This window comes from Komagataeibacter rhaeticus (genome assembly GCF_011611525.1).
GTDB lineage: Bacteria > Pseudomonadota > Alphaproteobacteria > Acetobacterales > Acetobacteraceae > Komagataeibacter > Komagataeibacter rhaeticus.
Genome location: NZ_CP050139.1, coordinates 1537898 through 1552120, shown reverse-complemented (window position 1 = coordinate 1552120; position 14223 = coordinate 1537898). Strand labels below are relative to the sequence as shown.

Sequence of the window (14223 nt, the reverse complement as noted above, 5' to 3'; positions counted from 1 at the left end):
AAAAAACGTTGCATAAATGACACATTGCACCCGGCCAGCAGGCGTCAGGCTGCGCACGATACAGTCATGACACGGGAAATGACGCCTGAATTTCAATATTATTCCATTTAAATCAATTATTTATACATATCCCATGCTTGCAGGCGCCCCGGCCTGCGCCCCGACATGCCCCTTGCGTTACCGGCGGACGCCCCGCGCCATACCCGCCGCAGGGCCGGCATCCCCACCCGCACGGCGGGTGAATTCATTGCCGATCGTGGCAAAATTATCCCATATGTAACGTCATGCCCTGAACGGGGCATTGCCATAATATTGCATGTTCGAACAAGATGCGGGCCATACGGCATGCCCCGTAACCAACCGATGGCCAACAGGCCGGAACCAGGAAAGCTGTCATTCTTGAAACGCAGGATCATCATAGATACAGACCCCGGACAGGACGATGCCGTCGCGATCTTCCTGGCCCTTGCCTCCCCCGAAATCACGGTACAGGCCATTGTCGCCGTGGCGGGCAATGTCCCGCGTGAACGCACGCTGGAAAATGCGTGCCGCGTGCTGGAAATGGCGGGACGCACCGACATACCCGTCTTTGCCGGCGCCGCGCGGCCACTGCGCCCCGTCCAGACCACGGCCGAGCATGTGCACGGGCCAACCGGGCTTGACGGAATCGACCTGTCCGTCCCCCCCGCCATGGCGGTGCAGGAACACGATGGCGTAACCTACCTGGTCGATGCCATACGGCGCGCGCAGCCGCAGGAACTGACGCTGGTCATGCTGGGTCCGCTTACGGACCTTGCCATGGCGCTGACGCTTGCCCCCGATATTGCCGGGCGCATCCGCGAGGTCGTGCTGATGGGCGGCGCGTGGTCGGAACTGGGTAACATCACCCCGGCGGCGGAATTCAACATCTATGCCGACCCGCAGGCGGCCGACATCGTGTTCAGCGCCGGCATCCCGCTTGTGGTCCTGCCGCTTGATGTCACCCATAAATGCCTTGGCACGCCGGAACGGCTGGCGGCATTGCGGGCGAATGCGAACCGCTGCTCCGTCGCGGCGGCCGACATGCTGTCCTATTCCGAGCGGTTCGACCTGCACAAATATGGCTGGAAAGGCGCCCCCCTGCACGATCCCTGCACGATTGCCTGGCTGGTGGCGCCGGAACTCTTTGGCGGGCGGCATGTGAATGTCGGGATCGAGACCGAAGGCAGACTTTCGGTCGGCATGACGGTGGTTGACTGGTGGAAGGTCACGGACAGGAAGCCGAACGCCCTTTTCGTGCGTGAAGTCGATTCCGATGCCTTCTACAGCCTTCTGGCCACCCGGCTTGCCACATTGCCCTGACCGGGGCGGGCAGGCAGGCCGGGCCATGCCCGCCTGCCATGCTGCCCCCCGACAGGCATATGAACTTCATTCAAGGATGACGACCATGATGGCCCGCACGCCATGAACACCCCCACAGGTGACGCGGCCCCCCATCCCCCACAGTCCGGCACGGTCATCGGGCATGGCCTGATCATGGTCTTTGCCGCCGCATGCGGACTGATCGTGGCAAATCTCTATTACGCCCAGCCACTGACCGGGCCGATCGGGGCCTCGCTGGGCCTTGCGCCGCGATGGGCGGGGATTATCGTAACCGTTACCCAGACGGGCTACTGCCTGGGCCTGCTGCTGATCGTGCCGCTGGGCGACCTGCTGGAAAACCGCGGCCTTGTGGTCTGGATGACACGACTGGTGGCCGTGGCCCTGCTGGGTGTCGCCCTTTCAACCCGCCCGGCCCCTTTCCTGGCCGGGATGTGGCTTGTGGGGCTGCTGTCCGTTGCGGTGCAGGTACTGGTGACATTCGTGACCCACCTGACACCGCCGGCCATACGCGGGCGCGTTGTGGGCACCGTCATGAGTGGCCTCATGCTGGGAATCATGCTGGCGCGCCCGGTGGCCAGCCTTGTTGCGCAGGTCGCCTCGTGGCGGGCGATCTTTGCGCTGTCCGCCCTGAGCATGCTGGTGCTGGCCCGCGTGCTCAACCAGGTGCTGCCCCGGCACCAGGGCACCGGCACGCAGGGCTATGGCCAGCTTCTGGCCTCCATGGCGCACCTGTTCGCCACCACGCGCCCCCTGCAGCGCCGCGCCTTCTACCATGCCTGCATGTTTGCGACATTCAGCCTGTTCTGGACGGTAACCCCGCTGCTGCTGTCCGGCCCGCGGTTCGGTCTGTCGCAGGGGGAGATCGCCGTGTTCGCGCTGGTGGGCGTGGCCGGCGCGGTAGCCGCCCCCCTGGCGGGGCGCGTGGCCGACCGGGGATGGATCTGGAGTGCCACACTGGCCGCGATGGCACTTACCGCGCTGGCCTTTACGCTGACATGGTTCGTGGCACCCCGGTTTTTCGTCATCGCGCTGGGTCTGGAGGGCATCGTGATCGATTTTGGCGTGACAACCAACCTGGTGCTGGGGCAGCGGGTCATCTTTTCCCTGTCCGCCGCGTACCGGGCACGGCTCAATGCGCTTTATATGGCAATCTTCTTTCTGGGTGGGGCCATCGGTTCGGCCATGGGGGGCTGGGCCTATGCCGCAGGGGGCTGGAACCGGGCCTGCGCACTGGGCATCTTCCTGCCCACCCTGGCGCTGGTGGCCTGCCTGACCGAAAGATTGGGAAAAAGGCAGGCCCCATAAAGGTCATGCCCGGCGATACCGCGCCGCGTATTCAGTCATCGCTGCCCGGAGAGCGGGGCGCGGCGGGAAAGGCCGAATGGCCCCGGCTTCCGGATGCCGCCACCTGCCCGCCCCCGGCCGCCAGCCGCGCCATCACGACGTAGCTGCCAATGGCACAGGAAAAACCGACAAACCACGAAAGGTTGCGTACGGGTGCGAAAAGCGGCGCGAAGACCAGCGCCAGCCCGCACAGCACGGAAAACAGCAGCGCCCCCATGGCCACGACATTGATCCCGCCACGATACCAGTAAGGGGCCTGCGGGTCCGCCGTGTACAGCGCGCCCATGTCCATCCGCCCCTTGCGCATGATGTAGTAATCCGCCAGCAGCACGCCGGTCAGCGGGCCGATGAACGTGCCCAGTATGTCCAGTGTCAGGTGAATCACATCGGGCCGGGCATACAGGTTCCATGGTGTGACCACGATAGCACCCACGGCCGCGATCAGCCCCCCCCTGCGCCAGTTTATGGCATGCGGTGCCATGTTGGAGAAATCAAACGCCGCCGAAACGAAATTGGCCACGATATTGACACCCGCCGTGGCCGTGACAAACGTCAGCACCCCCAGCGCCACCGCCGTCGGGCTGTCAATCTGGCTGACCACTTCCACCGGGTCCACCATCAGGCGGCCAAAGACGGGACGGGTCAGCACGATTGTCAGCAGGGTCAGCACCGAAAACCCGATGAAGTTGACCGGCAGCCCCCAGAAATTGCCGCGCCGGATATCGGCCATGCTGATGCCGTAACGCGAAAAATCACCAAAATTCAGGGCAATGGGTGAAAAATAGGCCACGATCAGCGCGGTTGCGTTGATGATGCCCAGCATGCGCGCGCCCATGCCCTGTGGCACGACACCCAGCACGTCCAGCGAGACATGCCCCCCTGCCCGCCACAGCAGCCAGCCATCCAGCCCGATCATGACCACATAGATCACGGGACCGGCCCAGTCGATGAACCGCCGGATCGTCTCCATCCCGCGCCAGAACACCGCCCCCTGCAACCCCCACAGGAACAGGAAGCACCCCCACCCCAGCGTGGACAGCCCCAGCAGGCCATGCAGGCGCACATCCGCCCAGGGGCCCAGGTCCGGCCACTGCCGCAAAAGCAGGACCAGCACCGCGTTGGAGGCAAGCCAAGTCTGGATACCGTACCAGCCCACGGCAATGATGCCACGCACAAGGCCCGGAATGACCGCGCCACGTACGCCAAAGGCCATGCGCGCCATGACCGGATAGGGCGCGCCGGAATGGAAGCTGGGCTGCGCCACCAGGTTGCAGATCACCTGTATGACGACAATCCCCGCCACCAGCGCAATGAACACATCCCCCGCCGGCAGCCCCATGGCGAACAGGCTGCCCGCCGTAATATAGCCCCCGATGCTGTGCACGTTGGACATCCATAGGGAGACGTAGTCAAACCACTTCCAGCTCCGCGCGCGTACGGGGGCCAGATCCTCGTTCACCAGATGGCTGTCCATGTGGTCCGTACGGCCTTGCATGGCGTTTCCCTTTTTAATCCGTTCCAGCGAAGATATAATCTTGACCATCAAGTCAGAATAACAATACGGTCCCGATATGGAATGACAAGCCCGTTCTGAACGCGCGCCACCCAACAGGAGATAAGGTACGGTCATGCTTCATGTAAAAGGCGGCACGATTGTTACGGCCGATCGTACATTCAAGGCCGATATCCTGTGCGATGACAAGGGGCAGATTGCCACCATCGCCCCCGATATCGCCACGCCCACCGGCTGTGACGTCGTGGAGGCCGATGGCCTGCTGGTCATGCCCGGCGGCATCGACCCGCACACCCATCTGGAAATGCCCTTCATGGGCTCGGTCGCCAGCGATGATTTCTTTACCGGAACGGCGGCCGGCCTTGCGGGGGGGACGACCTCGATCATCGATTTCGTCATCCCCGAAGTGGGCGGCTCCCTGCTGGAAGCGTGGAAGGAATGGCGCGGCAAGGCGGAAAAGGCGGCGGCCGACTACGCCTTCCACGTAGCCGTCACCCACTGGGATGACCAGGTGCCCAGGGACATGGAAACACTGGTCAATGAATGCGGGGTCAATTCCTTCAAGCACTTCATGGCCTACAAGAACGCCCTGATGGTGGATGACGATGTGCTGCTGCACTCCATCCGCCGGGCGGGCGAACTGGGCGCGCTGTGCACCGTCCATGCGGAAAATGGTGACGCGGTGGCCTATCTGCAGGCAAAGCTGCTGGCGGAAGGGCAGACCGGGCCGGATGCCCACCCGCGCTCGCGCCCGCCCACGGTGGAAGGCGAAGCCGCCCAGCGCGTGATTGCCCTGGCCGGGCTGCTGGATGCGCCGGTCTATATCGTCCATGTCTCGACACAGGAAGCCGCCCACGCCATTGCCGAGGCCCGCATGCGCGGCCAGCGCGTGTATGGCGAGGTACTGCCCCAGCACCTGGTCTTTGACGAAAGTGTGTACACCAACCCCGACTGGCTGACGGCCGCGCGCTTTGTCATGAGCCCGCCCTTCCGCCCCAAGCACCACCAGCATGCGCTGTGGGCGGGCCTGACTTCGGGCCAGTTGCAGACCACGGCCACCGACCACTGCTGCTTCTGCGCGGGACAGAAGGAAAATGGCCGCACCAATTTCACCCACATCCCCAACGGCACGCCGGGGATCGAGGACCGGATGAGCATCCTGTGGCACCATGGCGTGGTGTCCGGCCGCCTGTCGCCGCAGGAATTCGTGGCCATCACGTCCACCAACACCGCGCGCATCTTCAACATGCACCCCCGCAAGGGCTGCATAGCCGAAGGGGCGGATGCCGACCTGGTACTGTGGGATGCCACCGGCACCCGCACCATTTCCGCCGCCACCCATCACCAGAACGTGGATTACAACATCTACGAGGGCATGACCGTGACCGGCGTTGCCCGCCGCACGATCAGCGCGGGCCGCGTGGTGTGGGATGATGGTGACCTGCGGGTAACACGCGGCGCGGGCCAGTATATCGCACGCGCGCCCCTGCCCCGTGGCCACAAGGCCGTGTAACACGACATGCCGGGGGCACGTCCCTGTGCCCCCGGACCAATGGTTACAGGCGGGACAGGCGCTCGACCACCAGATCGTACACACCCTCCCCGTCCACTTCGCGCATGAAAAGCGCGTTCTTTTCCTTCCCGCTGATCCCCCACCAGTCAACCACGCTCATGCCCATGGTCAGTGGGCTTGCGGTCTCGATTTCCACATTGACCTCACGCCCGCGGTACAGGTCGGGCCGAAGCAGCCAGATCACGGTGTTGGGGTCATGCAGCGGGCCACCGTCGGTGCCGTATTTCGTGGCCTCGAAGCGTTTTTCAAACCGCAGCCACGCCGCGACAATCGGGCCGATCCGGTTTGGAATACGCTCGATCCGCGCAAGGCGCGCGGCGCTGGTATGCAGCTGATGGGTCACATCAAGCGGGAACACGACCAGCTTTATGCCGGAACGGAACACCATTTCAGCCGCATGGGGGTCAACATAGATATTGAACTCACCCGTGGGTGTTATGTTGCCCACTTCGGAAAACGCGCAGCCCATCATCACGATCTGGCCGATGCGCGTGCGCAGCGCCGGTTCACGCGCCAGGGCCAGGGCGATGTTGGTCAGCGGCCCGATGGTGCACAGCGTGATGGCACCGGGCGGGTTTTCCATGACCGTACGGATAATGAAGTCAACCGCATGCCCCGGTGTGGCGGCACGGCTGGGTGGCGGCAGGTCAACCCCTTCAAACCCCGTGCGGCCGTGCACATGGGTCGCGTTCACACCCGGACGCAGCAGCGGGCGGTCGGCCCCGGCATGGACGGGTATGTCCGCGCGCCCCACAAGGTCGAGCGTCTTGAGCGCGTTTTCGGTGGTCTGCTCCACCGATACATTGCCCGCGACCGTGGTCACGCCCAGCAGTTCGATCTCCGGGCTGGCCAGCGCCAGCAGGATGGTCAGGGCATCGTCCTGCCCGGGATCGGTGTCGATAATGATCTTCATGCATGCTCCACTGGAGAAAAATCGCAGGCCGCCTTCCGGTCGGCCGGCGCGGCGCCGGATTAGACCACCCGCACGCCCAAAAGGCGATACAGCCGGGGCGGAATTGATTACCGTTGTTTCAGAACGAAAAGAAAGGAACCCCATGAGCATCCAGCCCCCCCCATCCCTCCCGCGCGCGCCACGCATCTACCTTGCGGGCGATACGGTGTTCCGCCCCGGCGCGGCGGACCTGTTCCGCACCATGAAGGCCATCTGCGCCCGGGCCGGTCTGGAAGGTGTCTGCCCGTTTGACGGGCAGGCCGAGGTCGATGACCTGGCCCCCGGCGCGCAGACCAGCCTGCTGATCGCCCGCCTTGACCGTGACCTGATGGATGGATGCGATGCGGGGGTCTTCTGCCTCGACCCCTTCCGCCGCGCGGCCGACATGGACCCCGGCACTGCGGTGGAGATCGGCTACATGGCGGCCCAGGGCAAGAAGCTGGCGGGCTATACGGTCGATGGCCGCCCCTATCCGCAGAAAGTGGCGCAATACCGCCGCGCGGCATGGGGGGATTCATTGCGTGAAAGAAAAGGCAATGGTGGCAGCGGCACGACGGAAGATGCCGATGGCCTGATCGTCCATTCCGAAGGCATGGTGCAGAACGCCATGACCGAGGGCTTCATCCGGCTTTCCGGTGGCGAGATTGCCGTGGATGCGGACCTGCTGACCGCCTTTGGCCTTGCCATCACCAACCTGGCCTCACGCCTGCGGGCATGATGCCGGGGCTGCATCAAGGAACGGACTGACATGGATCTTTCCCGACGGGACCTGACCAGACTGCTTGGCACCGGGCTTTTCCTTGCCCCCACCGGCCTGGCCCGCGCGCGCGCGGCCGGGGTGGCGTGGTGGAAGGATGTGGTGGCGTACGAGATCTATCCCCGCTCCTTTCAGGATGGCAATGGCGACGGGATCGGGGATTTCGTGGGCATGGCCGAACGGGTGGACTACCTGGCCGATCTGGGCATTGGCGCGGTATGGATTGCCGCGTGCTTTGACTCCCCCAATGCCGATAACGGGTATGACGTGCGCGACTACCGCAAGATCATGCCCGATTTTGGCACCATGGCGGATTTCGAGCGGTTCATGGCGCGGGCCAAGGCACGCGGCATCCACGTCATTCTGGACATGGTGTTCAACCATACCAGTGACGAGCATGAATGGTTTGTCCACAGCCGCAGTTCCCGCACCAACCCCTATCGTGACTACTACATATGGCGCGACGGCCATGACGGCGGGCCGCCCACCAACTGGAAGGCCGCGTTCGGTGCCGGGTCGGCATGGCAGCTGGATGCCACGACGGGCCAGTATTACCTGCACACCTTTGTCAGCAAACAGCCTGACCTGAACTGGGAAAACCCCAAGGTCCGCGCGGCACTGTACGACATCCTGCGCTTCTGGGCGCAGAAGGGGGTCAGCGGCTTCCGCTTCGATGCGATCACAAGCCTTGCCAAGCCCCGCGTCATGAAGGACTTCATACCCGGCCAGCATCCGGGCCAGGCGTCCTTTGCCGAGGTCGGGCCAGGGCTCGATGCCTATCTGCACGAGATGCACACCCATGTCTTTGCCGGAACCGACCTCTACACCGTGGGGGAAGCATGGGGGGCCACGCATGACGCCATCATCAGGATGACCGATGACCGGCGGGGCGAGATCACATCCGCCTTCCGCTTCGACCTGCAGCTGAAGGATGCCGATGACTGGCGCAAGCTGCCATGCAGGCTGGAGGACATGCGTGCCTTCAATGCCGACAATGCCTTCAATGACAACCCGCATGTCTGGCCGCTGGTCTATCTGGAGGACCATGACTTCCCCCGCGCCGCCTCGCGTTACGGCTCCGCCCGGCCGGAATATGGCGCGCGCTCGGCCAAGCTGCTGGGCATGATGATGCTTTCGCTCAGGGGCACGCCCTATATCTATCAGGGCCAGGAAATCGGCATGACCAATTTCCCCTTTGAACGGATCGAGCAGTACGACGACGTGCAGGCCCATAACGGCTGGCGTAACGAAGTGCTGTCGGGCCGTGTTCCTGCGGCACAATACCTGAGCAACCTGGCCCAGGTCAGCCGCGACAACGCCCGCACCCCCATGCAGTGGGATGATACGCCGCATGCGGGCTTTACCACCGCGCGCAGGCCATGGTTCGCGGTCAACCCGAACTACCGGCAGGTCAATGTCCGCGCGGAAAGTGCAGACCCGGATTCCGTCCTGTCCTTCTACCGGGCCATGATCCGCCTGCGCCGGGCATGGCCCTGCCTGTCCGGCGGGCAGTATGAGGACATTTCCGTAACGGGCAGCCAGGTCTACGCCTATACCCGCCGCGAAGGCGGGAAGGCCGTTGTGGTCATCCTGAATTTTTCCGATATCGCGGCCCCGTTCACCCTGCCCGGCCACCTGCGCGCGGGTCCGTGCCTGATGGGCAACATGACGCCCCCTGCCGCACTGGCGGGCGGCAGTCTGGCGCTGCGACCGTGGGAGAGTGTGATCTACCAGCTTGTCCCGTCCTGACCCGGTGGCATGCAACCCGGCGGTGGGGCGGGCGTTGAGCGTGCTCCACTCCAGCAGGTGACGCATGCCGCCGGTCAGGTTCACCGCCCCTACCCCTGTCGTGGCCATTCCCGTGCGCAACGAGGCCGAACGGATCGCAGCCTGCCTGCATGCGCTGGCGGGGCAGCAGGGCGCGCGGCTGGCCCACGCCGTGCTGCTGCTCAACAACTGTACCGACGCCACGCGCGATATGCTGCCCGCACTGGCGCCGCACCTGCCCTTTGTCGTGCATGGGGTGGAGCGCACCTATCCCGCCCCCCTTGCCCATGCGGGTACCGCGCGCTGCGAAGCCATGGAAATTGCCGCGTCCCTGGCAGGGCCGGACGGCGTGATCCTGACAACCGATGCCGATGGCACCGTGGCCCCCGACTGGCTGGCCAATACCCTGGCCGCCTTCGAGGAAGGGGCGGATGCCGTATGTGGCCGTGCCCTGATCAACCCGGCGGACGCTGCCCTCATTCCCATGCACCTGCATGAGGATGACCGGATGGAAACCGGCTACGGAATGCTGCTGGACCGCATCCATGACCTGGTGGACCCCGACCCGCACGACCCGTGGCCCCGCCATGCCGAGCATTCCGGTGCCAGCATTGCCGTATCCGTGGTCATGTGGCGGCGCGCGGGCGGCCTGCCACCGCTGCCATTGGGCGAGGACCGGGCTTTCCTGAAGGCGGTGCGACGGGTGGACGGTGTGATCCGCCATGCGCCCGACGTGCTGGTTACGGTATCGGGCCGCACGCTGGGCCGCGCGCGCGGCGGCATGGCCGACACCATGGCCCGCCGCCTGCTCAGGCAGGATGACCTGCTGGACGAAAGCCTTGAACCCGCCCTGACCTGCCTGCGCCGCGCCCGCGCCCGCGCGGCCCTGCGGCGGCTGCGCGCCCTGCCCCGCATGTCCGGGCAATGGGGGGTAGAGATGTGCGGGCTTGCGTACCAGCTGGACCTGCCCCCGGCCGAAGTGGAGCGGATGGCGCGCGCGCATTTCCTCGGCGTGGCGTGGGACAGTCTGGAACAAGCAAGCCCCGCGCTGGTGCGCGTTCCCGTCCGGCGCGCGGAACTGGCCACGCATCACCGGCAGGCACGGCGCGTGGTGCGGCAGTTGCTGGCCCGCCGCTCGGCCACGCGGACGGCGCACAGGCACCGGCAGCCAGTAAATTGAGAAGAGACCCTAAAAAACCTGCCCGGCCCATTTCTCCTGCCCATGGGGCCGGAGGCACCGCCGCCTGCGCGCTGCCACGCACGGTGCCCCGGCTTGATGCGGGACGGTAGCCGGAAATCCCTGTCAGCGTGCCATTCCTGACCGGTTTTCAGTCCGTCACGGCTGTATCCGCCCCGTCCCCGCCATCCGCAAGCATGTCAAGGCGGTAGCCGACATGACGGCGGGCATGGACCACCCGCAGCCCCGCCCGCAGGCAGCAGGCCACGAAGTGACGGGCCGCCTCATCGCCGGTGCAGGGCGTATCGGTCGGGCCGGTCCAGTTCACCAGCATGATCGGGGCACCGGACCTGCGCACCCGCAGGCACTGGCCGGCAAGGCGCGTGATATCGGCGGGGGAGAGGAAATACAGCAGCTCCGAAATCACGATCAGGTCACACCCCCGCGCCGGCAGGGCGGGAAAGCCGCCGGGCAGGTGCCCACGGTAGAACGACACCCCTTCCCGCCCGGTACAGCGCAGCCGGGCACGCCGGAGTGCGATACGGGACACATCCACCGCCAGCAGCCGGTCACACTGCCGCGCCAGCCGTGCGGTCATCACCCCGATCGAGCAGCCCAGTTCCAGCGCGTTCATGAAATGCCGGCCCGCCAGCAGGGCAAGGGTCTGGCGGTATTTGCGCCGCTCGTAGGCACTTGTGCCCACGCCCCACGGGTTGGCATGACGGATGTGCAGGCGCTCGAACACCGCCCGCGGCCAGCTATGTGTGTTCATGGCCTGACAAAGACCTCAAAATCCGTGATCAGCGCATCCAGCAGGGTTTCGGGCAGGGTAAAGCCGGTCGGGTCATCGGTAATCAGGCCGCCGTACTGGCTTTCATGCATCCGCACCGCCTGCGCCTTCGCCGCGCGACAGGCGGTGATGTCCAGCCTTACGCCATGCGGTGCCCCCTCATCCATTTCCCTGTCCGGCGCAAGAAGCCAGCCCCATACGGGATAAGCCCACAGCGCGAAACCACCCTGCTGGCACAGGGCAACGCCGGTTTTCCATGTTGCTTCATGATCGCAATGCGGATCGGCCCACCATGGGGCAAGCACCGTGGCGCAGCCATGGCGGCGGGCCAGCCCGGCCAGCGTGGTCACGACCCGCGTGAACAGGCGGCCTTCATGCGGAACTGCGGTATCGGGCAGGTTGAGGAACACGACACGCTGGGCCGCAAGCCCAAGGCAGGCCACCGCGCGCAGGGTTTCCCCCTGCCGCTGCATGCGCAGCCGGGTGGCGGGCCAGTCGGATGAATGCGGATGGGACGCCACGCCATCGGTCATGACCACCACCAGCGGTGGCCGCCCCGCGGCACAGCACGCGGCGATCAGCCCGCCACAACCAAGGCTTTCATCATCAGGATGCGGCGCCAGGATCATGGCCGTGCCCGGCACGATGTCAGCCAGCGGCACCACCGGCAGCGCATGCAGGGCGGCGTGCAGGGCGGCGGCCTTCATCACGTTGCCTCCATGCGGGGCAGGTCACGGTGGGTGAACCATCCGGCCGCCTCGCACAGGGTCTCGTCCGGGGCGGGCTGGCGCAGGTAGGTGGCCAGGTCACGCAGCAGGCGCTCGGCCGGATTGGTACGCACAAAGGCCGCAAGCCCCAGCCCGCGCTGGACCAGTCCGATCACCTCCAGCCCCGCCCGTTCCACCGCAAGGCGGGCAAGGTTGACGGTGGCGGCAATATCACCCGTGGCATGCCGGTCGGGGGCGGCGGCCAGCATGGCGGCCCTGTGCGTCCATAAGAACGCGGTTTCCGCCGCGATCAGCGCATCACCGATCCGCGCCTGCTGGGCCGGGGCCTGTGCGCGCCCGCGCGCGGCAAGCTGTTCACGCAGTACAGTGGCCAGCCGTTCAATCCCGCCCAGCGCCACGGCCATGGCCCGCCATGCCCCGGCCGAAAACTCGGGCTGGCGCAGGTAATCCCCCGCCTGTCCCACCATGCAGTCCGCCTGCACCCCCATGCCGGTAAAATCATACCGCCCCGTGCCCGCGCCCCGCATGCCCGCAAGCCCGTCGGGGCCATGATGGACGCGCGATGTATCCGCCACCCCCACCAGCAGCATGTGCACATTGCCCCCCTGCGTTGCCGCCGTGACAAGGGCATGGGTCACATGCCCCACACCGGACGCGAATGCCTTGCCGCCATGCAATGTCACGGCACCGTCACCCGCTTCCATGGCCAGCGGCTGCGCGCCATCGGTCACCCACACGCCAAACAGGGCGCCATCGTGCACTGCTGCCGCCACCTGCGCCATCCGGGCCTGCGTTCCATAGCAGGCGATCAGGCGCAGCGCGTTCACATGCCCCTCCACAATGCGGCCCAGCGCCAGACTGCCATGGCCTACCAGACGCAGCATATGCAGCAGCCCCGACGCGCCATGGGCTTCGGTGCCAAACCCGTGCCCCCCGCATGCCTGTGGCAGGGCGGCCGACAGCACGCCCAGCGCCCGCAGGCGGTCCAGCCCGTGGCGGGGGAAGGCCGCCGGGCCATCATTGATGGTGGCTTCCGCCTCCAGTTCCGCGCGGCAGGCCGACAGGGCTTCAAAGGGAAAGGTCATGAACCGGCCGATCATGTCTGGCGGGAATACCAAATCAGGCGGACTGGGGCACGATGCCGATCAGTTCGTCCGCGCGGGGTTCACGCACCGGTGGCAGGGCCATGACCTGATCGGGCAGTGCTATGCGGGCGGGCGGCATGGGGGCCAGCGCCTGTGGCTGGCCGGTCAGCAGCGCGCGCTCGATCGCGGCAAGGACACGCACGTCACGCAGCCCCTCGTCCCCATCGGGTTCAGGGTCATGGCCGTGAAGGATGCAGTCGGAAAAATAGGCGATCTCTCCCCCGAACTGCTCCACCGGGTCATGACGGCGGGTTTCCTTGCGCCCGTCGAGGGTGGTGGTATAGGTAATGCCGACATCGGGACCAAACATGTAGCATGGCGTGGCCAGGACACTCCCCCTGTTGCCTGTCAGGGTAAAATTCTCGACCGGCGCGCAGGCATAGCTGACCAGGAACTGCGCCATCTGCCCTTCGGCAAAGCGGAGCGTAACCGAGACCGTATCGTCAAAATTGAACCCGCGCCCCGGTGTCCTGCTACCCACGGCATGGACTTCGGCCGGTTCGCGCGCAAACAGGTTGCGCACCGCATTGAGCGGATAGGTGCCCATGTCCGGCACCGGGCCGGACCAGTAGCCGGAATGGCCGCGATGGTTGGCTTCGGAAAAATTCTGCCCGAAGATGGACGTGAACGCCATAAGGTGCCCGAAGTCACCATTGCGGCAGCGCGAGATCAGTTCCAGCGTGCCCGGCTCGCAATGCAGGCGATAGGCGACCATCAGCCTGCCACCGCCGCGCCTTTGCGCTTCCAGCATGGCTTCGCAGTCCTCCACGCTGGTGGCCATGGGTTTTTCCACCATCAGGTGCAGCCCCGCTTCCAGCACCGGTACGGCATAACGCCGGTGCAGCGCGTTGGGGGTGGCCAGATAGACCGCGTCAATATCACCCGAATGGATCAGTTCAGGCAGGTCATCATAATGATACGCCGGAATATCGTATCGCGTGGCCAGCCTGCCTGCCTTTTGCGGGTCGCCCGTCACCAGTGCGGCCAGCGTGGAATTGCTGGCGCGCGCCATGCCGGGCATGAAGGCCTGCTGCGCGATCTGGCCACCGCCAATCACGGCATAGCGGACCCGGGGCTTTTCGGTATTGCGGGACATGGCGCTCTTCCACGTTATT

12 protein-coding genes are annotated in these 14223 nt (G+C 65.4%); 6 read left to right on the top strand and 6 right to left on the bottom strand.

What is annotated here, in order from left to right; translation table 11 throughout:
• Positions 1-363 precede the first annotated feature (363 nt).
• Together GWK63_RS06975 and GWK63_RS06970 are read left to right on the top strand one after the other, a co-directional pair.
• Positions 364-1341, top strand: a complete 978-nt coding sequence (locus GWK63_RS06975; RefSeq protein WP_166498189.1) for a nucleoside hydrolase — start codon at positions 364-366, stop codon at positions 1339-1341.
• A 102-nt stretch (positions 1342-1443) separates the two neighbouring features.
• A complete protein-coding gene (locus GWK63_RS06970; protein ID WP_007398319.1) occupies positions 1444-2667 on the top strand; it encodes an MFS transporter in 1224 nt (407 codons plus the stop codon).
• A 31-nt stretch (positions 2668-2698) separates the two neighbouring features.
• On the opposite strand, the gene GWK63_RS06965 is transcribed toward GWK63_RS06970, so the two are convergent.
• Entirely contained in the window at positions 2699-4201 is a 1503-nt protein-coding gene (locus GWK63_RS06965; protein ID WP_050800660.1) for an NCS1 family nucleobase:cation symporter-1, read from the bottom strand.
• A 133-nt stretch (positions 4202-4334) separates the two neighbouring features.
• On the opposite strand from GWK63_RS06965, the gene hydA reads away from it, so the two are divergent.
• A complete protein-coding gene (gene hydA, locus GWK63_RS06960; protein ID WP_007398317.1) occupies positions 4335-5732 on the top strand; it encodes a dihydropyrimidinase in 1398 nt (465 codons plus the stop codon).
• Between the two features lie 43 nt (positions 5733-5775).
• Here hydA and GWK63_RS06955 read toward each other — a convergent pair whose 3' ends face one another.
• Entirely contained in the window at positions 5776-6705 is a 930-nt protein-coding gene (locus GWK63_RS06955) for a nucleoside hydrolase (protein ID WP_007398316.1), read from the bottom strand.
• A gap of 142 nt (positions 6706-6847) precedes the next feature.
• Here GWK63_RS06955 and GWK63_RS06950 point away from each other — a divergent pair, with 142 nt between their 5' ends.
• From GWK63_RS06950 to GWK63_RS06940, 3 genes are all read left to right on the top strand, one after another.
• Complete coding sequence (locus GWK63_RS06950) at positions 6848-7462, top strand: nucleoside 2-deoxyribosyltransferase (RefSeq protein WP_007398315.1); 615 nt, start codon at positions 6848-6850, stop codon at positions 7460-7462.
• 30 nt (positions 7463-7492) lie between these two features.
• Positions 7493-9250, top strand: coding sequence for an alpha-glucosidase (locus GWK63_RS06945; RefSeq protein WP_007398314.1), 1758 nt, complete (start codon positions 7493-7495; stop codon positions 9248-9250).
• Positions 9251-9314: 64 nt separating this feature from the next.
• Positions 9315-10448, top strand: coding sequence for a glycosyltransferase (locus tag GWK63_RS06940; protein WP_007398313.1), 1134 nt, complete (start codon positions 9315-9317; stop codon positions 10446-10448).
• A 148-nt stretch (positions 10449-10596) separates the two neighbouring features.
• Here GWK63_RS06940 and GWK63_RS06935 read toward each other — a convergent pair whose 3' ends face one another.
• The 4 genes from GWK63_RS06935 to GWK63_RS06920 are packed head-to-tail and all read right to left on the bottom strand — an operon-like array spanning position 10597 to position 14204.
• Positions 10597-11217 (bottom strand): SAM-dependent methyltransferase, encoded by a 621-nt coding sequence (locus tag GWK63_RS06935; RefSeq protein WP_007398312.1) that lies wholly within the window; start codon positions 11215-11217, stop codon positions 10597-10599.
• Entirely contained in the window at positions 11214-11942 is a 729-nt protein-coding gene (locus GWK63_RS06930) for a PIG-L deacetylase family protein (RefSeq protein ID WP_039998768.1), read from the bottom strand. Before GWK63_RS06930 ends, GWK63_RS06935 begins: the two co-directional genes overlap by 4 nt.
• Complete coding sequence (locus GWK63_RS06925; protein ID WP_039998845.1) at positions 11942-13048, bottom strand: acyl-CoA dehydrogenase family protein; 1107 nt, start codon at positions 13046-13048, stop codon at positions 11942-11944. Before GWK63_RS06925 ends, GWK63_RS06930 begins: the two co-directional genes overlap by 1 nt.
• Before the next feature lie 34 nt (positions 13049-13082).
• Positions 13083-14204: a Gfo/Idh/MocA family protein gene (locus GWK63_RS06920; RefSeq protein ID WP_007398309.1), complete on the bottom strand. Its 1122-nt coding sequence runs from the start codon at positions 14202-14204 to the stop codon at positions 13083-13085.
• Positions 14205-14223 lie beyond the last annotated feature (19 nt).